Genomic DNA, 22,470 nt, shown 5'->3' with positions numbered 1-22,470 from the left:
CGGCAAATATCTCATTCTCAGGGTATAATGAGAATTCCGAAAAAGAAGACTGAACACTTCATCTATCGGCTCATTAAAATACGAGAAAAATGCTATGGATAATCACATCTCATCCAGGGCCTTGCTACATCGAAGGGATGTTATAAAGAACAATCCACGATTCGGTGAGGCAATATTAGAGCACTACACAATTAATGACACCATCTATAAAAAACAACCTCTTTTCTACAAGACAATGCTGCAGGAATCACGATTTAACATTATCCTCTCTATGTGTTGTTTTATTTTTGGAAATCAGGCGGAGTCAGTTTCAGAGATTAAAGATTTATGTTCTCGCTATAAGATTGCCAGTCCCAACAGCGTTATTGCGATCATTACGATACTGAGAACCACCGGGCGTATCAAGACCTGGCGCTGCACGGAAGACCGACGCAAAACGAGAATCGCGCCAACTGAAAAAGGCCTGAATGAACTTAAGCGCTATATGTCCGGCGCTTTTTTGCCCGTCAGTATTCTTTACCCGACATTCAATATTAATGTGAACCTGCTGGACAATGATATTTTGAGAAATAACTTCTTCCGCCGCGCGGCAGAATATCTTTTTCGGGGATTAACGTTCAGGAAGGTGTTGCCTGAAGTGGGATTATTTATCGATAAAGATGGCGGACGTATGATTATGCTTTATCTTTACCTGCAGGCTATGAAAAATAAATCTGCCCATGGTGCCATCATCGACTATTCAGCCAGCGCGCTCGCAAAAGAATTTTTCGTTTCGCGTATCCACGTCAACCGGATTATCAAATCGGCTCAGGAGGCAGGCTACCTGAAAGATCGGGGCGATGGTCGGCTATCGATATACCCGGCGTTTATCGAACTCGTCGAAAATTATGCCGGGTTATATTTTGCCTATGTTACGCATTACATCAACGTAGTACCCAAAGAGCGACGCCACGCTCACAACGTGACGTCAACCGTATAATCCTCCAGGCGTTCGGTCTCCCGAACGCCCTTCACCTATCGTTCCCGCAGCGCCTCTTTTGCCTTGTTCAGCGGTTTCAACAGATAATCCAGAATGGTTTTGCTGCCGGTTTTAATATCAACGGTAGCAATCATGCCCGGAAAGACCGGAAATTCCTGCCCTTGCTTATTGGTCAGATGGTTACTGTCGGTACGAATATAGACGCGATAATAGTAGACATCTCTTTTCACCTCATCCTGCAGGGTGTCCGGGGAAATCATGGTCACTTCCCCTTCCAGCCCACCGTAAATGGAGTAGTCATAGGCCGTCACTTTCACCAGCGCCTTCTGACCGGGATGGATAAACGCCACATCGCGCGGCGATATTTTCGCTTCGACCACCATCTGATCGTCAAGCGGGACCAGGCTCATCAGCTTGCCGTTCGGCGGGATAACGCCTCCCACGGTCGTGACGTCAATGTCCTTCACGATCCCACGAACCGGCGCATTGAAGGTCAGCCGGGTCAGGGAGTCCTCACGCCCTTTCATCACCGAACGCTGGGCTTCAATCTCCGCGTTGGCTTTCGCCAGCTCTTCACGGGCGCGAACGTAATACTGGTTTTTCATCTCGGTGATTTTATTCTCAAGCTCATTCTTTTGACGCTCAAGACGCAACACCTCAACCTTGCTGGCCGCCCCCTGGGTCACCAGCGGCCGGGTTAACGACAGCTCGCGCTGCACCAGCTCGGCACCCTGACGCAACCCGGCCAGCCCTTTTTCGAGGCTTTCACGACGGGACTGGTAGAGTGCCGTTTCCTGCTTGACCAGTTCAACGTCGTCATCCAGCTCACCCGGAAACGCCAGTTCCGTGTCGTTCACCTCGGCCTTCAGGCGCGCAGCCGTGGCCATCGCCGCATTCAGACGAGACTCACTCTCCAGCACGCTCGACTCGGTTTTTGTCCGGTCTAGCTGCGCAAGCTGCTGGCCGCGTTCCACAATGTCGCCTTCGCGCACCATCAGGCTGTGGATAATGCCGCCTTCCAGGGACTGGATGACCTGCTCATGCGAAGACGGTATCACCTTGCCGCTGCCGGTCGTCACCTCATCAAGATGGAACAGGCTCGCCCAGGCGATAAACGCCGCCAGCAGGGCGAACAGGGACCATGCCACCAGGGTAGAGCGCGGCAGGCGTGGCTCCTTCAGTCGGCTATTGAAACGGGAGAAATCATTCATGCCGCGCCCTCCTCGGCAACCGCCGCCGGCTTCATGGTCACGGTGCGCTGCGCTGTCTTTTGCGGCGCCATTCCGTGCTGGTGCAGGATGGCGTCGCGCGGGCCGTCCATCACCACCTTGCCGTTTTCCAGCACGATGATGCGGTCGACCAGGTCCAGGATCGGCAGGCGATGCGTCGCCACCACCAGCGTCCGGCGTTTACCCAGCCATGTGTGAAGATGCTGAATAAACTGCTTCTCGCTCATTTCGTCCAGCCAGGCCGTTGGCTCGTCCAGCAGCAGGATAGTCGGCGAGGTGATCAGGGCACGCGCCAGCAGCAGCGCCTGACGCTGTCCGCCGGAGAGGCCAGCCCCGCCCTCGTTGATGATATAGTTCAGCCCCATTTTCTGTTTGCGCACAAACTCCAGCGCGCCGCTGTTAACCAGCGCCTGATGAATTTCGTCATCGGTCGCCAGCGGGTTCCCCATCAGGATGTTGTCCCGCACGGAGCCAAAGAACAGACGGGCCTGCTGGCTCAGCAGCTGCATGTCGCGACGCACGTCGGCCGGGTCGAGGTGATTGAGGGCAATATCATCCAGCAGAATGCTGCCCTGCTGCGGCTCCTGCATGCCCGCCAGAAGCTGTAACAGCGTGCTTTTACCGGAGCCATTACGTCCGAGCACCGCCACGCGCTCTCCGGCGCGGATCTGCAGCTTGCTGATGTTAAGTACGGTAAGTTTCTCTTCCTCGTCGTAATAAAACCCGACGTCCTCAAGCGCGTAGTCGCCGCGCAGGTGGGCCTTGTGCACCTTTTTGCCGTGCTGCGGATCGTCAATCGGCCGCTGCATCAGATCGTCCAGCCCCTTGCGGGCCACTTTTGCCGACTGCCAGCGCGAGAGCACGCCTGAGATCTGCGACAGCGGCGCAATGGTCCGTGACGCCAGAATCGAGGTACCCACCAGCGCACCGGTGGTCATGTCACCGCTGATGACCAGGTAACAGCCCACCAGCAGTACCACCGCATAGACGATAGACTGCACCTCCTGGGTCCAGGTGAGCAGCAGGCCCGTCAGCCAGCGCTGCTTCATGCCGACGCTGGCGGCGACGTCGTTGGTGTTATTCCACTGGTTCTGGAAACGCTGCTCGGCGCGCATCAGCTTGATGTCTTCAATGCCCTGCACCGCTTCCACCAGCGTGGCGTTACGGATGGCGGATTCACGCATCCCTTCGCTGGAGAGTTTCCCCAGCGGGCGCTGCACCAGCAGGCCCGGAATAAGCAGCAGCGGAACCGCGAGCAGAACCACCAGCACCAGCGGGCCGCCAATCATCCACAGAATAAAGACGAACAGCAGGAAGAACGGCAGATCGGAGATAGCCGCAATCGTGGTGGAGGTGATGAGCTCCCGCACCGACTCCAGCTCGCGGATCTGGGCGATAAACGATCCGGTTGATTTTGATCGCGCGCCGTTTTTAATCCGCAGCGCGTGGGCAAACACGCGTTCAGAGATACGCAGATCGGCGCGTTTGCCCACCACGTCAGAAATATGCACGCGCAGCATGCGCATGATGAATTCGAACACGATGGCAATCATCACGCCGCCAAACAGCACCCACAGCGTGGCTTCCGACTGCGACGGGACCACTCTGTCGTATACCTGCATGGAGAAGACCATGCCGGAAAGCGCCAGCACGTTGGCGACCAGCGCCACCAGCATAATGTCGCTGTAGCGTCGCCAGTCCTTCAGCGCCAGCTGCCAGAACCAGTTTTTCTCATACGGTTTGATGTAGTCGTCCACGCGGGCATCCGGCGTGGATTCGAGCGGGCGCAACACCATCAGCCCCTTTAGCCGCGCCCCGAGCTCGTCACGCGTCAGCGTCGTCTCCAGCCCCGCGTCGCCGCTGAACTGCAGGCTGACGTTGCCTTCGCTGTCCATGCGGTTGATCACCGCGATTTGTCCGCCGGTGAATTCCGCCAGCAGCGGCAGGCGCCACGGATCGAGGGATACCGCTTCCGCCGCCACCATACGCATCCCCAGCCCAAGCTGGCGTGCCATCTCCTCCAGCACCAGCTGGCGCGGAGACTGGCTTTCATGGTTAATCGTGACCCGAACATGCTCCGCTGAGAAATCCAGCCGATAATGTTTCGCGATGATAAGCATGCCCTGCAGCCAGGGTTCGTACTGTGGATGTGTCTTCATAATCTCCGGGTTAACGCAATTCGTGTAAAGAAACGCCAAAAGGCCGCGAGGATCGCTCCCCGCGGCGTTGGTTTACGCAATTAACAGCTGATGGTTCGCCAGCAGCGTCGCCAGATCCGTCTGCACGCCGTTCAGGGTCACCAGAGTGGTTGGCGAGAACTGACCGCCTGTACCGTCCAGGTCAACCTGGATCTCGGTATTGCTGCCGTTCTGCACCACGCGGATGTAATCGCTGATATTGCCCGCGCTGCTGTCCAGCGTGGCCACGCCGTTCACGTAGCTCGCCGAACCCGTGCCGGTATAGCCGCTGCCGGAGAGCAGATCGCGCAGGTCAATACGATCCGTGTCCGCGGTCCCTTCCCAGGTGCCGACCGTAAAGCCGTTCACCACGTCGTGACCGTTACCGCCCGTGGCATCCGAGGCGTTGATCAGCTTGTAGAGCAACGTATCGTGACCGCCGCTGCCGATGTTGAAGGTGTCGTTCCCGCCCCGGCCTTCGAACCGGTTATCACCGCTGTTGCCGGTAATGACGTCGTCGAAGTTCGAGCCGTTAATTCCTTCAATGTTGAGCAGTCGTGACGTACCGAACCCGGTGTTCTGCGCGGTAGAAAGGCGCAAATCAACGGTTACGCCGGAGGTCGCATTGCGGTAATCCACCACATCCATCCCACCGGTGTTGCTCCAGGTGTCATGGTCGGAATGGGTAGTCCAGCCGCCGGAACCGTTGTAGGTATAGGTGCCATCCTCTGCGATAAAGGTGTCGTTATACCCGGTTCCGGTAATGGTTCCGCTGTGGCCGCCGGTGGCCGCTTCGGCCGTCAGGACGTAGCCCTCTTTGCCGTTGCCCGCCTCCAGGCCGCTCCAGGTGACGTTATCCGACACGCCGTTGGTGATCTTCAGGATCTCGGCCGAGTAGGTTTCATTCGGATCCAGCCCGTAGAAGCTCACCAGCGCAGAGGTATCGTTCGAACCGATACCGGACTGGGCGTTGATGATCTGCGAGGCCACCAGTACGCCCGCGGCGTTGTACAGATTGACCGTATTGCCGTAGTAGGCGTTGATGCCCTCGCTGTCGACAATGTGCAGGTGCATCGCGGTGCCGTCAGCAATGGTTTTGCTGTTTTGTACCAGCACCACCTTGCCGTTCTGCTGAGAGACCAGCAGATCCTGCGCACCGTCCCAGTTGTAGTCCACTGCCGCCACGCCGGTGACGTTCGCCAGTCCGGAAGCCAGCTGGCTTGCAGTCCAGGTCGAGCCGTAACCGTTGTTGGTGAACAGCGTTGCCGTCTGCGAGCCGCCATAGGTGCTGAGCTTGACGATGTCCATCTGCCCGTCACCGTTCCAGTCCACCGCCACCGACAGATACCCCGCCGTGGCGTTAGAGGCCTCGACCGCGCTCTTGGTGGTTGAGAGCTTCCCGGTACCGTCGTTGTAGTAGATCACCCCGCCGTTGTTGTTGTAGCTGCTGCCCAGGTACAGATCCATGTAGCCATCGCCGTTGAAGTCCGCCCACGTCATGGACGCCGCCGTGGTGGTATTCGAGGCGTTGGCCACAAACACATTCGTCAGGTTCTGACCGATAGAGAGCGTGCCGTTACCGTTGTTGTTGATCACGGTTAACGAGTACGCGCCGCTGCGGTTGGTGTGCTGAACCACATCCACGGTGCCGTCATTGTTAATATCGACGCCGGAGATTTCACGCATGGTGGTGAACTGTCCCCAGAACCCCGCACCGCCGTACGTGCCGTCAGGCGAGAGTACCCCGTTGTTGTTGATCAGATAGGTAATGGAGTCCGCGCCGGAGTCACCGTACGCCAGATCCAGATAGCCATCCCCGGTTTTGTCGTACGCAATCACGCCGCCGTACCAGATGGTGGTCCCCATCGCCAGCTGGCTGGCGTTATAGGTGCTGCCATCGTAGGTCCACATCACCTGCGTGGATCCTGAGTAGGTGGTCTCCGTGGCGAAAATGTCCTGCGTGCCGTTACGGTCAAAGTCGGCGGCGGTCTGGCTCACCACGTAATAGCCGCGGGTGTTGGTCAGGGTATTCCCGGCATAGGTCGAGCTATCGCTGCTGGAATAAGACTGGCCGTTAGCAATGATGTTCCACAGACCGCTGCTGTTCATGCCGAGGGTCATGGTGGAGTTGTTGCTGTTCCCCGCCGTGGTCGCCCAGTCGGTATTCACCGAAGTGGTGTCAATCACCAGGCTGCCGGTTGCCGTACCGGTGGTATTGCCGTTACCCGCGCTGCTCTTCACCTGCGCCGTCACGCTGTAGCTCGCCACGCTCAGCGCATCGCCGTCCGGGATCTGCAGATACCAGGTGTTGTGATCCGGATCGACCACCACCGCGCCGCCGGTCTGGGAGGTGTAGGTTTTGCCGTTCACCGTCACCACTAGGTATTCACCGTTCACCAGGTCAGCGGAGACGGTGCCGGTGACAATCGGCGTGGTGTCCGACGTGGTCTGCGCGGTAATCGCCGCCGTGGTGGTCGGGATGCTGGTATCAACGTTCAGCACAAAGCCGTCAGACTCCGTGTAGTTACCGGCCCTGTCGGTGACGCGCACAATGTAGGTGTGATTTCCGTCGCTCAGGCCGTTGTCCTGGAAGGACCAGCTTGCGCTGCCGTTCATGGTCACCTGACCGAGCAGGACCCCGTCACGATAGAGCTGCACAATTTCACCGTCGTCCGGAGCGCGGTTAAGCGTCCCGTTGATCAGCGGCGAGTTATCGTCCGTTGCCACCGCGCTGCCAAAGGTGCCCTGACGCTCGCCTTCACCGTCGGTATAGCTCACGACCGTACCCACCGTGGTTGGCGGCGTGGTGTCCACCGTCACCACCTGAGAGGCGGTGGAGCCGACGTTGCCCGCCTGGTCGATAATCCGCACCTGGTAGGTGTAGTCTCCGTCAGGCAGATCGCGGGTATCGGTGTAGCTCCAGCGCTGGTTGGTGACCGTGGTATCGAGCCAGGTGTTCCCGCCGTCCAGGCTTATCTGTACGCGCTCGTCGCTTGCCAGCGCGCTGCCCAGCGAACCGTTGATGGTCAGCGTGGTGTCCATGGTGATGAAATCACTCCCGGACTGGCCGGTATCTTCGCTGATGCTGTCGATGGTGACGCCGTACTGCGGCGCCTGCGTATCCACCGTCACCGCCTGCGAGGTGGTTGCCCCGACGTTCCCCGCCTGGTCGACGACCCGCACCTGGTAGTTATGGCTGCCGTCGGTCAGGGTACGGGTGTCGCTATAGCTCCACTGCGTCCCGCTGACGGTGGCGTATACCCAGGTCGTGCCGCCGTCCATGCTCACCTGCACGTACTCTCCCGCCCCTAACGCTGCGCCAAGCGTTCCGTGCAGCGTGTACGAGGTCGAACTGGTCAGGAAGTCGTTATTGTCGAATCCGGTATCCACGGTGATGTTATCCACGGTCACCGTAATCGCCGCATCCGGGGCGACCGTATCGACGGTCACCTGCTGATGGGCGCTGGCACCCACGTTGCCCGCCGCATCCACCACGCGAACGTAGTAGTCATAGGTCTGGTTACCCAGCGTGCGGCCATCGACGTAGTACCAGCTGTTGCCGGTGACGATGACGTTCTGCCAGGTCACGCCGCCGTCGATGCTGATTTGGGCATACTCGCCGTCGGCCAGCGTCGCGCCGAGCGAGCCGTGCAGCGTCAGGGACGTATCGTTGGTGATAAAGTCGCTGCTGCTCAGACCGGTATCGTCACTGATGCTGTCGATGGCGATGGTTTTGCTCGCGTCCGGCGCAACCGTATCAATGGTCACCACCTGGCTGGCGGTGGCGCTGATATTGCCCGCGTCGTCAATCACGCGCAGCTGGTAGTTGTAATCCCCGTCGGCCAGCGTGCGGCCATCAACATACGTCCAGCTCAGGCCGCTGACGCTGACGTCGGTCCAGGTGACGCCCCCGTCAAGGCTGATCTGCGCGTGGTCGCCGCTGCCCAGCGCCGCGCCGAGCGTCCCTTTCAGGCTGATCTGGTTGTCGCTGGTGATAAAGTCGCTGCCGGACAGGCCGGTATCCTGAGTGATGGAGTCGACCGTAATCGTCGTTGCCACAGGCTTCGTCAGGTCAATCACCACGTCCTGGCTGTCCGTAGCCCCCACGTTGCCCGCGTTATCAATCACGCGGACCTGGTACTGATACGTACCGTCCGTCAGGGTGCGGCCATCGGCGTAGCGCCAGGTGGTGCCGGTCACGGTCAGGTCGATCCAGGTGACGCCGCCGTCGAGGCTGATCTGCGCCTTCTCGTTATTGCCGAGCTGCGCGGTCAGCGAGCCGTTGACGACGACCTGGCTGTCGTTGGTGATGAAATCCGTTGCGCTCAGGCCGGTGTCGTTTTGCAGCGAATCAATAGCGATCCCCATCGACGGCGCGGTGAGATCCACCGTGACGGTATGGTTATCGATGGCGCTGTTGCCGATGGTATTGCTGACCTGCGCGTTAATCACGTACGAGCCGCCGTCTGCCAGCGCGGTCACGTCAGCGCTTCCCACCGTGTAGCTCCAGGTACCGTCATTCTGTACGGTCGCCGTATAGGTTTTACCGTTCAGCGTGATGGTCACCGTCTGGCCTACAGGCGCGTCGGTGGTGCCGCTGATGACCAGCGGCGTGCCGTGCTCGGCGGCGTTGACGATATCGTCCTGCGCAAAGGTATTAATGGTGATGGTTGGGACATCGCCGTTCAGCGTCACGTCGTGCGTCGCGCTGCCCGGGTTACCCGCCCTGTCGCTTACCGTAGCCGTAATGGTGTAATCCCCGTCGCTCAGGCCGAGGAAATCACGGCCCGGCACGAAGACCGACCACGATCCGTCCGCCCCGACGGTCGCCTGATAGCTGTGCCCGTTGAAGGAGACGGTCACCGTCTGGCCCTGTTCCGCCGTGGTCGTGCCACGGATGGTCTGGCCCGCCAGCTGCTCGGCGTTGTTGACGATATCGTCATCGGCCACGGTGCTGATGGTTACGGTTGGCGCGACGGTGTCTACCGTTAAGGTGTGCGTGGTCTGGCCGTTATTACCCGCTTTATCGTTGACCGAGGCGGTCACCGTCAGCGCACCCTGGCTCAGCGCAGCCAGATCGGCTGCCGGAACGTCGAGCGTCCAGGTGCCGTCGCTGCCGACAAGCGCAGTGTAGGTTTTGCCGCCCAGCGTCACGGTAACGGTCTGACCCGCCTCCGCGCTGGAAGATCCGTGCACGGTCAGCGGCAGCTGGGCTTCCGCGGCGTTCAGCATGTCGTCAACCGACAGCGTCCCAATGCTCACCACCGGCGCAGTGGTATCCACGCTGATGCCGTGCGTCGCCGACGCGCTGTTGCCCGCGCTGTCCTGCGCCGACACGGACACCTGATAGCGCGCGCCATCGGCCAGGGCACCCACGTCTGCGGCCGGAACGGTGGTCGTCCAGCTGCCGTCGCTCTGGATGGTGGCCGTATAGCTCTTGCCGTTCAGCGTCACGGTAACCTGCGTCCCGCTGGCGAGCTGGGCGCTGGAGCCGTTAATTACCAGGGACGAACCGGCTTCCGCCGCGTTGATGACGTCGTCACCGCTAACGGTGTTCACCGTCAGCGCCACGGAGGCGGTGTTCACCACCACATCGTGAGTCTGGGTGCTGCTGTTGCCCGCGCCGTCGGTAATCGTCGCGCTGAGGGTCACGGTGCCGTCGGTCAGCGCGGAAATCACGCTGGCCGGAACGCCCACGCTCCAGTTACCGCTGGCGTCAACGGTGGTGGTGTACTGGTTCGAACCGATGGTGATGACCAGCTTATCGCCGACGCTCGCGCCGGTTGCCGTACCGCTGACAATCTGCGCCTGGCCGTGCTCCACGCTGTTAATGACGTCATCGCCCGCGACAGCGTTAAAGCTGACGGTCGGCGGCGTGGTATCAAGCGTAATCGCTTTGCCCGCGCTGCCCGGGTTACCCGCTGCGTCGCTCACGCTGACCTGCACGGTGTAGCCGTTATCCGCCAGTGCGGACAGGTCGCTGCCCGGCACGTTCACGCTCCAGATACCGCCCTGCTGCACCTGGGCGGTATAGCTCTTACCGCCCAGGGTCACGGTGACCGTCTGCCCGACTTCCGCCGTGGTGGTGCCGGAAATGGCCACGCCCGCAGCCGCTTCGCTGGCGTTAATCACGTTATCGCCAGCGACCGTATCAATGCTCACGGTTGGCGCAGTCGCGTCCACGCTGTACTCGCGGCCCGCCGAGGCGCTGTTGCCGTGCGCGTTGGTGACGCTCACCTGCACGCTGGCGTCACCGTCCTTCAGGCCCGCGAGATCCGCAGACGGCACGGTGGCCGTCCAGCGGCCGTCAGCATCCACCTTCGCGGTATACGTCTTGCCGCCGAAGGTAATGGTAACGGTCTGGTTTTCCTCCACGTTCGAGGTGCTGCCGGAGAGCACCAGATCCGCGCCTTTCTCCGCCGCGTTAATCACGTCGTCGGTGGTAATCGCATCGATGCTGATAGCCACCGCCGCAAGATCGACAGTCACGTCATGGCTGATGGTCACCGGGTTACCCGCCGCGCTCTGGCCTGCAACGGTCACGGTGACCGTACCTGCTGCGAAGGCCGCGACGTCTGCCGCCGGGATCGCCGCGCGCCAGGAACCGTCTGCCAGCACGGAGGCCGCATAGGTTTTGCCATTGACGGTCACGGTGAGCGTTGTGCCTGCCGCCAGCCCGTCGCTGGTGCCGGAGACGATCAGATTTTGAGTATGTTCGATGCTGTTGATCACATCGTCGCCCGCCGCGGTATCAACGCGCAGGCCCGGCAGGTTAGCGTCGATAACGATTTCGCGCTCGCCGGTCCCGGTGTTGCCATGGCCGTTGGTGACGGTTGCTGACACGGTCAAATCGCCATTGCCCAGCGCCGTCAGGACGGACTCCGGCACGTTCACGGACCACGTCAGATCGCTCTGCACCGTCGCGGTGTAGGTGTTGCCGCCAATGGTCACGGTGACGGTATTGCCCGCTTCCGCGTTCGTTACCTTGCCGCTGAGGGTCTGGCCCGCGGCCACTTCCGCCGCGTTGATAACGTTATCGCCTGCGATGGTGTTGATGGTGACGCCCGGCAGCACGGTATCCACCTGCAGATTCGCGGTGTTACTCACGCTGTTGCCCACGCCGTTGGTCGCGGCCGCGCTCAGGGTGTAGTTGGCTTCGCCCAGGCTCGCCAGATCCGCCGCCGGGACCGTCAGGCTCCAGCTTCCGTCTGCCGCGGTCGTCGCCGTGTAGTTTTTGCCGTTCAGGGTCACGGTCACCACGGTGCCTTCCGCCAGGTTGGCACTGGTGCCGCTCACGCTCAGATCCTGACCTTTCTCCACCGCATTAAGCACGTTGTCACCGCTGATGGCGTTGAAGGCCACGGACGGCAGGCCGGTATCGACGGTCACGTTATGCGTACCGGTGCCGGTGTTGCCCGCCGCGTCGGTGACGGACGCAGTCACGGTTACGGTGCCGTCGCTGAGGCCGGAAATCACGCTGGCCGGGACGCCCACGCTCCAGTTACCCGCCGCGTCCAGCACGGTGGTGTAAGTCTGGCCGCCGATGGTCACGGTCACCTTATCGCCCGCCGCCGCGCCGGTGGCGGTGCCGCTGACGATGTGCGCCTGGCTGTGTTCTGCGAGGTTAATGACATCGTCGCCCGCCACGGTATTGATGGTCACCGCAGGAACGGTCGCATCTACCGTCAGGTTGTGATCAACCGATGCCGGGTTGCCCGCCTTGTCGCTTACCGATGCGGTCACGGTCACACTGCCGTCCGTCAGGGCCGCAACATCGGCTGCCGGAACGTTCAGCGTCCAGCTGCCGTCCGCGCTGACGGTGGTGGTGTAGTCTTTGCCATTCAGCGACACGGTCACCGTCTGGCCCGCTTCGGCAGAGCTGCTGCCGGACACGGTCAGTTCGCTCTTCGCTTCGGCGGCATTAAGAATGTTGTCCGTCGCCAGAGTGTTGATGGTCACGCTCGGCGCGGTCGCATCCACGCTGTACTCGCGGCCCGCCGAGGCGCTGTTGCCGTTCACGTTGGTGACGCTCACCTGCACGCTGGCATCGCCGTCCTTCAGGCCAGCCAGATCCGCAGACGGTACGGTCCAGGTCCAGTTGCCGCTGTCGTCCACCGTGGTGGTGTAGATTTTGCCGTTCAGGCTGATGGTCACGGTTTGCCCGGCCTCCACGTGGGTGGTCGCACCGGACAGCACCAGATTCGCGCCTTTCTCCGCCGCGTTAATCACGTCGTCGGTCGCAATCGCATTGATGCTGATGGCAACGGTCGCCAGATCCACCGTCACATCGTGGCTGATTGTAATCGGATTGCCCGCAGCGCTGTCGCCAGTGACGCTGATTTTGACGGTGCCTTCCGGCCACGCGCTCACGTCCGCAGCCGGGATCGCCGCGCTCCAGGTGCCGTCCGCCAGTACAGTGGCCGCATAGTCTTTGCCGTTGATGGTGACGGTCAGCGCCGTGCCCGGTGCCAGCCCGTCGCTGGATCCGCTGACGATCAGGTTCTGCGCGTGCTCGATGGTGTTGATCACGTCATCACCCGCGACGGTATCGACGCGCAGCCCCGGCAGGTTAGCGTCGATCGCGATCTCGCGCTCGCCGGTGCCGGTGTTGCCGTGGCCGTTGGTAACGGTCGCCGTCACGCTCAGGCTGCCGTTGCCCAGCGCGGTCAGCACGTCAGACGGCACGTTGACGGACCAGGTCAGGTCGTTCTGCACCGTTGCGGTGTAGCTGTTGCCACCAATGGTCACGGTCACGGTATTGCCCGCTTCGGCATTCGCCACGGTGCCGCTCAGGGTCTGGCCTGCGGCCACTTCCGCCGCATTAATGACGTTATCGCCCGCCACGGTGTTGATGTTGACCGTTGGCAGCGCGGTGTCCACCAGCAGGTTCGCGGTGTTGCTCACGCTGTTGCCCACGTCGTTGGTGGCGGTTGCGTTCAGGGTGTAGTTGGCCTGACCGAGACCGGCCAGATCTGCTGCCAGAACCGTCAGGCTCCAGGTGCCGTCTGCGGCGGTCGTCGCCGTGTAGTTTTTGCCGTTCAGGGTCACGGTCACCACGGTGCCTTCCGCGAGGTTGGCGCTGGTGCCGCTGACGCTCAGATCCTGACCTTTTTCCACCGCGTTCAGCACGTTGTCGCCGCTGATGGCATTGAAGGCCACGGACGGCAGGCCGGTATCGACGGTCACGTTATGCGTGCCGGTGCCGGTGTTGCCCGCCGCGTCGGTGACCGACGCCGTGACGGTCACGGTGCCGTCGCTGAGGCCTGAAATCACGCTGGCCGGGACGCCGACGCTCCAGTTGCCCGCCGCGTCCAGCACGGTGGTGTACGTCTGGCCGCCGATGGTGACGGTGACCTTATCGCCCGCTGCTGCGCCAGTGGCGGTGCCGCTGATGATTTGCGCCTGGCCGTGTTCTGCAATGTTAATGACGTCGTCGCCCGCAACGGTATTGATAGTCACCGCAGGCGCGGTGATGTCTACCGCCAGGTTGTGATCCACGGACGCCGGGTTACCCGCTTTATCGCTGACCGATGCGGTGACGGTCACGCTGCCGTCGGTTAATCCAGCCAGATCCGCCGCTGGAACGTTCAGCGTCCAGCTGCCGTCTGCGCTGACGGTTGTGGTGTAGTCTTTACCGTTCAGCGATACGGTGACCGTCTGGCCCGCTTCGGCGGTGCTGGTGCCGGAAACGGTCAGATCGCTCTTCGCTTCGGTGGCATTCAGAATGTCGTCCGTCGCCAGCGTGTTGATGGTCACCGACGGTGCGGTCGCATCCACGCTGTACTCGCGGCCTGCCGAGGCGCTGTTGCCGTTGACGTTGGTGACGCTCACCTGCACGCTGGCGTCGCCGTCTTTCAGACCCGCCAGGTCGGCGGCTGGCACCGTGGCCGTCCATTTGCCATCGGCGCCTACGGTCGCGGTGTAGCTTTTGCCGCCGAAGGTGATGGTAACGGTCTGGTTTTCCTCAACGTTCGAGGTCGCCCCGGAGAGCACCAGATCCGCGCCCTTCTCGGCGGCATTAATCACGTCGTCGGTAGCAATCGCATCGATGCTGATGGCAACGGTCGCCAGATCCACCGTCACATCATGGCTGATGGAAACCGGGTTACCGGCGCTGCTCTGGCCCGCAACGGTCACGGTAACCGTGCCTGCATTCAGCGCACCCACGTCCGCAGCCGGGATCGCCGCGCGCCAGGTGCCGTCCGCCAGCACGGTCGCCGGATAGGTTTTGCCGTTGACGGTCACGGTCAGCGCCGCCCCCGCCGCCAGCCCTTCGCTGGTGCCGGTGATAATCAGGTTCTGCCCGTGTTCGATGCTGTTGATCACGTCGTCACCCGCCACGGTATCCACGCGCAGGCCCGGCAGGTTAGCGTCTATCACGATCTCGCGCTCAGCGGATCCGCTGTTGCCGACGCCGTTGGTCACGCTGGCTGACACGGTCAAATCGCCGTTGCCCAGCGCGGTCAGCACGTCCGACGGCACGTTAACGGACCAGGTGAGATCGCTCTGCACCGTTGCGGTGTAGATATTACCGCCAATCGTCACGGTCACGGTGTTGCCCGCTTCGGCATTCACCACCTTACCGCTGATGGTCTGGCCGGCTGCAAGCTCCGCCGCGTTAATGACGTCGTCGCCCGCAATGGTGTTGACGATCACGCCCGGCAGAACGGACTCCACGTTTACGGTGTGCGACGCGCTGGTGCTGTTGCCGACGCTGTCCGTTGCCGAGGCGGTGACGGTATAAAGCGCCTCGCCCAACTGACCGACTTCGCTCGCCGGAACGGTGGTGGTCCATTTTCCGTTATCGTCCACCTGCGCGCTGTACGCTTTGCCGTTCAGCATCACGGTCACCACCGCGCCTGCCGCCAGGCCGGAAGCCGTACCGGAGAGGGTCAGATCCTGGGTTTTCTCGGTGTTGTTGATCACATCGTCACCGGAAACGGTGTCAATGGTCAGCCCCGGCGCGGTCAGGTTCACCGCCACGCCGTGCGTGGCGCTGTTGCTGTTGCCCGCTTTATCGGTCAGCGCCGCGGTAATGGTGTAATCCCCGGCGGCCAGCGCGGTGACGTCCGCCGCAGGCACGCCCACGCTCCAGTTGCCGGAGGCGTCCAGGGTGGCGGTGTACGATTTGCCGTTGAGGGTGACCGTGACCACGTCGCCCGCCGCCGCGCCCGTCACGGAACCGGTGACAATCAGGGCCTGCGCATGCTCGGCGCTGTTGATCACGTCGTCGTCGGATACGGTGTTAATGGTCAGCTGTGGAACGGTGGTATCCACCAGCACGTCGCGATCCGCGGAGGCCGGGTTGCCCGCTTTGTCCGATACGGCGGCGCTGACGGTGTAGTTCCCGTCGGTAATACCGCTCAGATCCGCGGACGGTACGGTCACGCTCCAGCTGCCGTTGGCCTGAACGGTGGTGGTGTAGTCCACGCCGTTCAGCGTCACGGTGACGGTCTGGCCCGCTTCGGCGTTGGTCACGCCGTTAATCACCAGATCCTGCTGCGCTTCGGCCGCATTGATGATGTTGTTGTCGCTGACAATTTCAATAGACACCGTCGGCGCGGTCGCGTCCACGCTGTACTCGCGGCCTGCCGACGCGCTGTTGCCGTTCACGTTGGTGACGCTCACCTGCACGCTGGCATCGCCGTCCTTCAGGCTGCCCAAATCGGCGGACGGTACGGTCGCCGTCCAGTTGCCGCTGGCATCCACCGTCGCGGTGTACGACTTGCCGCCGAAGGTGATGGTAACGGTCTGGTTTTCTTCCACGTTGGTGGTGGAGCCGGACAGCACCAGGTCCACGCCTTTCTCCGCCGCGTTAATCACGTCGTCCGAAGCAATCGGGTCAATGCTGATGGCGACTGCCGCCAGATCGACCTTCACGTCATGGCTGATGGAAACCGGGTTGCCCGCCGCGCTCTGGCCTTCCACGGTCACGGTAACCGTGCCCGCATTCAGCGCGCTGACGTCTGCCGCCGGAATGGCCGCCGTCCAGGTGCCGTCCACCAGTACGGTTGCCGCGTAGGTTTTGCCGTTGACGGTCACCGTCAGCGCCGCGCCCGCTGCCAGGCCTTCGCTTGAGCCGGTGATAATCAGGTTCTGAGCGTGTTCGATGCTATTGATCACATCATCGCCTGCCACGGTATCGACGCGCAGGCCCGGCAGGTTTGCGTCGATGCTGATGTCGCGCTCGCCGGTGCCGGTGTTGCCGTGGCCGTTGGTGACGCTGGCTGACACTGTCAGATCGCCGTTACCGATGGCGGTTAAGACCGAGGACGGCACGTTGACCGACCAGCTCAGATCGTCCTGAACCGTCGCGGTCCAGGTATTGCCACCGACTGAAACAGTGACAGTGTCACCGCTCGCTGCGCCGCTCACTTTTCCGCTGAGGGTCTGCCCGCTAGCCACTTCCGCCGCGTTAATGACATCGTCCGTGGCGACGGGGTTGATGGTGACCTGCGGCAGCGCGCTGTCGACCAGCACGCTGTGGCCGGTGCTCGCGCTGTTCCCCGCGCTGTCGGTCACGCTCGCCGTCACGGCGTAGCTCGCTTCGCCCAGCGCAGAGACGTTTGCCGCCGGAACGGTCACGCTCCAGTTCCCGCTCGCGTCGGCGGTGGCCGTATAGCTGATGCCGTTCAGGGTCACCGTAATGGTGGTTCCGTCCGGCTGGTTGCTGGTGCCGGACACCTGCAGATCCTGGCCTTTCTCAGTCGCGTTGATCACGTCGTCAACCGCCAGGGTATTAATGGCAATGACCGGCGCGGTCAGGGAGACGTCAAACTCGTGCGTCGCGGTGGTGCTGTTACCGGCTTTGTCGGTGAGGGTCGCAGAGATCGTCTGCTCGCCGTTTGCCAGCGCGCCCACGTCCGCCGCAGGAACGCCCACGCTCCAGCTGCCGGACGCGTCCAGCATAGCGGTGTAGTCTTTGCCGTTCAGGGTCACGGTAATCACGTCGCCCGCCTGCGCGCCCGTCACCTTACCGGAGACGATCAGCGCCTGGCCGTGCTCGGCAATATTCACGATGTCGTCGCCCGCAACGATGTTGAACGAAATCTGCGGCACGGTGGTGTCGACCAGCACCGAGGAACCTGCGCTGGCCGGGTTACCTGCCTTATCGGACACGGTCGCCGTGACCGCCGCGCTGCCGTCGGTGATGCCCGCCAGATCCGCCGCCGGAACGTCGAGCGTCCAGCTGCCGTCCGCCTGCACCTGCGCGGTGTACTGATTGCCGTTGAAGGTCACGGTGACCGTCTGGCCCGCTTCGGCAGTAGACGTCCCGCTCAGGGTCAGATCCTGCGCCGCCTCTGCCGCGTTCAGCATATTGTCATTGCTGATGGTGTTGATGGTCACCGTCGGCGCGGTGGTGTCGACGCTGAATGCCTGCACCGAAGACGCCGCGTTACCGTTCACGTTGGTGACGCTGACCTGCACGCTGGCGCCACCGTCCTTCAGGGCACTCAGATCGGCAGCCGGAACGGTCCAGGTCCAGTCGCCGTTGCCATCCACCGTCGTGGTGTACGTTTTCCCTGCAATGATGATGGTGACGGTCTGGCCCGCTTCCACGTTGGCGGTGGTGCCGGACAGCACCAGGTCCTGGCCTTTTTCCGCCGCGTTAAGCACGTTGTCGTCGGTCACGCTGCTGATGGTGATGGCGACCGGCGCGAGATCGACGTCCACGACGGTGCCGATGGTCACCGGGTTACCGGAGGCATCCTGCGCGCTTGCCTTGATATCCAGCGAGCCATCCGCCCACTGGGACACGTCCGCCGCCGGTACCGCGGCCTGCCAGGTGCCGTCGGCCAGCACCGTTGCGGAATACGCTTTGCCGTTAATGGTCACGGTGACGGCGCTGCCCGCCGCCAGATCGGTGCTGGTGCCGGAGACAATCAGATTCTGGGCGTGTTCGATGACGTTAATCACGTCGTCACCTGCGACCGTATCAATACGCAGTCCCGGAAGCTGGGCGTCGATGCTGAAGTCGAGAGAAGAAGAACCGGTATTACCGTGCGCGTTGGTCACGCTGGCGGATACGGTGAGGTCGCCATTGCCGAGCGCGGTTAACTGGCTTTCGCTTAACGGCAGGCTCCAGGTGAGATCGTCCTGCACGGTAGCCGTGTAAGTCTGACCGCCGAGGATAATCGTGACAGTGTCACCTACCGCCGCGTTCGTCACCTTACCGGACAGGGTTTGCCCTGCCGCCACTTCCGCCGCGTTAACGATATTGTCGCCCGCCAGCGTGCCGATCGTCACCACCGGCAGCGAGCTGTCCACCAGCACATCGTGTGAGGTTGAGGCGCTGTTGCCTACGCTATCCGTGACGCTCGCCGTCACGGTGTAATGAGCTTCTCCCAGGATGCTTACGGCCGAGGCCGGTACGGTCACGCTCCAGTTGCCGCTGGCGTCAGTGGTGGCGGTGTAGTTGATGCCGTTCAGGTTAACGGTGACGCGCGTGCCTTCCGGCTGGTTGCTGGTGCCGGAGAGCAGCAGATCTTCGCCCTTCTCGGTCGCATTGATTACGTCGTCCGCCGCCAGCGTGCTGATACCAATAACAGGCGTCACGGTATTCACCACCACATCCAGTGAACTGCTTCCGGTGTTGCCGGATCGGTCGGTCACGGAGACGTCAATGGTCCATGTGCCGTCCGTCAGCCCCTGAACGACGGACGCCGGCAGGCCGAGGCTCCAGTTGCCCGCCGCATCCACCACGGTGGTGTAATCCACGCTGTTAATGGTAATGGTCACAAGGTCGCCCGCTGCCGCACCGGTGACGGAGCCGCTCAGGATCTGCGCCTGTGAATGGGCGAGCTGGTTAACGGTGTTAGTGTCGGTGACAAAGTCATTAATGGTCACCTGCGGTACGGTCGCATCCACCAGACCCACGCGATCGGCGCTGCTGCTGTTGCCCGCCACGTCGCTCACGGTTGCCGTCACGGTAACGATGCCGTCCGTCAGGGCGCCGACGTCAGCCGCCGGGACGCTCAGCTGCCAACTACCGTCCGTCTGGACCGTGGTCTGATACGTTTTGCCGTTCAGCGTCACGGTGACAGTCTGGCCGGGTTCCGCACTGCTGCTGCCGCTTAACAGTAAATCCTGCTGCGCTTCTGCCGCATTAATGATGTTGTCGGCGGTCAGGTTATCGAGCGTAATCGCCGGTGGCTGCGTATCCACCGTGACAACGCGCGAGGCGTCCGCGCTGTTGCCGCTGACGTTAGTGACGCTGACGCTCACCTGCGCGCGCCCGTCGGTCAGGGTTTCCATGGCGCTGGCGGGTACGGTCAGGCTCCAGGAGCCATCCTGCTGCACCTGTGCGGTAAAGGTCTGGTCAGCGAATTTCACCACCACGGTCTGCCCCGCTTCCACGCCCTGCGTCTGGCCGGAAAGGGTTAAATCACCGCCTTTTTCTGCCGCATTCAGCAGGTCGTCGCCGGAGACGGTATCAATGGTGACCGCCACGGCGTTCAGATCGAGTTCAATCGGGTGTTCAGCCGCAACGGGATTGCCCCAGGCATCTACCGCGCTGACGCTCACCGTCATGCCGCCCGCCGTCCAGGCCTGCAGGTCTGCCGCCGGAACGCCGATCTGCCAGTTGCCGCTGGCGTTAACCGCGGTGACGTACTCAACGTTGTTGATGGTGACGACAATCTGCGTGCCCGGGGCCAGATGGGTACTGGAGCCGGTGACGCTCAGATCCTGCTGCTGCTCAATGGCGTTGATCACGTCATCGCCGGAAATGGTGTTCACGCGCAGACCCGGCAGCTCCGCGTTGATATTGATATCACGCTCGCCGGTGCCGGTATTGCCGTGCCCGTTGGTCACCGACGCGGTGAAGGTTAAATCGCCGTCGCCGAACGCCTGAAGATCCGCTGACGGGATCTTCACGCTCCAGGTCAGATCGCTGCCAACCGTTGCGGTGTAGCTCTTGCCGCCTGCGGTGATGGAGACGGTATCACCCGCCGCCGCGCCGGTAACGCGACCGCTGAGGGTTTGATCGACGCCCGCTTCGGCGTTATTGACCAGGTTGTCGCCCGCAAACGTATTGATGATGACCTGCGGAAGGACGGTATCCACCAGCAGATTCGCTTCGGCAGAACCGCTGTTACCCACGCTGTCGGTGCCGCTGACGCTGACGGTGTAAAGCGTGTTCGCCAGATTCAGGACGTCGGACACCGGCACCTGGACCGCCCAGATACCGTTTTCGACGGTGGCCTGATAGCTGACGTTGTTCAGCGTCACGGTGACGGTGGTGCCGTCCGGCAGGTTGCTGGTGCCGGTCAGGCTCAGCGGCTGCATCGCCTCCTGGGCATTCAGGACGTTATCCTGGCTGATGGCGTCAATCGTAAATTCTGGCGGATGTCCACTCAGCGTAATGCCGTGCGTGGCGCTGCCGGTGTTGCCTGCCGCGTCGGTCACGGAAACTGAAATCGTATGGTTGCCTTCACCCAGCGCGCCCAGCACGGACGCCGGAACGCCCACGCTCCAGCTGCCGTCCGCCAGCACCACGCCGGTGAAGGTCTGACCGCCAAGGGTTACGGTGACCACATCGCCCGCGGCGGCACCGCTCGCCTGGCCGGAAATGATGTGCGCCTGACCCTGCTCGCTGATATTGAGAATATCGTCGCCCGCCACGGTATGGATGGTGACGACCGGCGCGACGGTATCCACCGTGAAATCTGCCGTCACGGACGAGCCGTTGCCCGCTTTGTCGCTAACGTTCACCGTCAGGGTGTGATTGCCCTCGCTGAGCGCCTGCACGTCGCCCACCTCCAGCGTGACGGACCAGGTGCCGTCGCTGCCCACCGTGGCGTTATAATTTTTACCGTTCAGGGTGACCGTGACGATCTGACCGGCTTCCGCATTCGTTTTACCGGTTAGCGTCAGCGGCTGATTATGCTCAGCCGCATTAATGATGTTGTCCTGTGCGAGGGTATCGACAGAGAGGGTTGGCGCGGTGGTATCCACGCCAATCGTCTGGCTTCCGCTGACGGTGTTACCCGCCGCGTCTTTGCCGCTGACGTTGACGGTCCAGGTACCATCGCCCAGCGCCTGCGCGTCTGCCGCAGGTACGTTAACACTCCACGCGCCGTCTGCCCCAACTTCAGCCGCGTAGGTTTTGCCGTTCAGCGTCACGATGAGTTCGGTACCCTGCGCCAGATTTTTGCTGGCACCGGAGAGCGTAAAGCCCGCAGATTGCTCGCTGGCGTTCAGCACGTTATCGCCCGCCGTGGTGGCAAGCGTAATGGCGGCCTCGGCGGTAGAGACCGTCACGGTAATACTGCCCGCAGAGGTGGTTTTACTGCCGTCGATCTGCACGACCGACCAGGTGTGCTCCCCGTCCGTCTGGGTCGGTAATATTACCGTCCACGTGCCGTCTTTACCGACCATGGTGCTGGCAATGGTGCTGCCGCTGCTGTCTTTGATCTGAATGGTCGCGCCCGGCTGACCGGTACCGCTAAAGGTTGGGTTGCTGTCGTCCGTGATCTCGTTTGCACTCAGCACGCCCTGCTTGTCACCCGCTTTATCCGACAGCAGGAAGGTCGGCGTGGCGCTTTCAACTTCTTTGGTATTATCAATGACTTTTGTTTTCGTCTCGCCGTCACCGCCGTTTGCCAGCAGTGCCCCGATGGCACCGCCGCCTAACGCAGCTCCCGCAATCCAGCCCCACGGCGCGTCGCTTAAAACACTTTCCTGCTCGAGGAAAGGTTGAATGCTGCTAATCGGTGTGGCCTGCGCGGTTAACTCGGTCACCGCAACGCCTGACGCTTCCCCGGCATCGGCAAAAGAAATATGTGTCAGTTCCTGACGGTCGTTGAATACCAGTTCTGACTGGTTATGCGTCTCTGGATCTTCGACAAAATAGTTATTGCAGCGAATAACGCTGCCATCTTTCATATAAATGAGGAGGTCTTTCCCCTGGCGGACATAACGCGCCACATCCTGAGCAGAACCCTGGATTTCAATCACGCTCGGCGATGAAATAGAGACTGACAGATTTCCTTCGCCGGTTAATTTCGTTTTCTCCGCCGTTTTGCGAATGATGACATCAACAACCTTTACGTTACTCATTTCTTCTCCTTGCAGGTGTGCGGAT

4 protein-coding genes are annotated in these 22,470 nt (G+C 61.6%); 1 reads left to right on the top strand and 3 read right to left on the bottom strand.

All coding sequences use genetic code 11. The annotated features are described in order from the left end of the window. The first annotated feature begins 94 nt into the window (after positions 1-94). Positions 95-979: a MarR family transcriptional regulator gene (locus OTG14_RS06925; RefSeq protein ID WP_248164466.1), complete on the top strand. Its 885-nt coding sequence runs from the start codon at positions 95-97 to the stop codon at positions 977-979. A gap of 35 nt (positions 980-1,014) precedes the next feature. Here OTG14_RS06925 and OTG14_RS06920 read toward each other — a convergent pair whose 3' ends face one another. The 3 genes from OTG14_RS06920 to OTG14_RS06910 all read right to left on the bottom strand — a co-directional run bounded on the left by OTG14_RS06920 (position 1,015) and on the right by OTG14_RS06910 (position 22,445). Then, entirely contained in the window at positions 1,015-2,190 is a 1,176-nt protein-coding gene (locus OTG14_RS06920) for an HlyD family type I secretion periplasmic adaptor subunit (RefSeq protein WP_024908389.1), read from the bottom strand. Next, the gene (locus OTG14_RS06915; protein ID WP_248164459.1) at positions 2,187-4,367 is read right to left on the bottom strand and encodes a type I secretion system permease/ATPase; all 2,181 of its coding nucleotides are present in this window, start codon (positions 4,365-4,367) and stop codon (positions 2,187-2,189) included. The genes OTG14_RS06920 and OTG14_RS06915 overlap by 4 nt, the downstream gene beginning before the upstream one ends. Before the next feature lie 72 nt (positions 4,368-4,439). After that, entirely contained in the window at positions 4,440-22,445 is an 18,006-nt protein-coding gene (locus OTG14_RS06910) for an Ig-like domain-containing protein (RefSeq protein ID WP_267214791.1), read from the bottom strand. Positions 22,446-22,470: the final 25 nt, after the last annotated feature.

The organism is Enterobacter pseudoroggenkampii (assembly GCF_026420145.1).
In the GTDB taxonomy this organism is placed as follows: domain Bacteria; phylum Pseudomonadota; class Gammaproteobacteria; order Enterobacterales; family Enterobacteriaceae; genus Enterobacter; species Enterobacter pseudoroggenkampii.
This window is presented reverse-complemented; position numbering and strand designations above follow the sequence as displayed.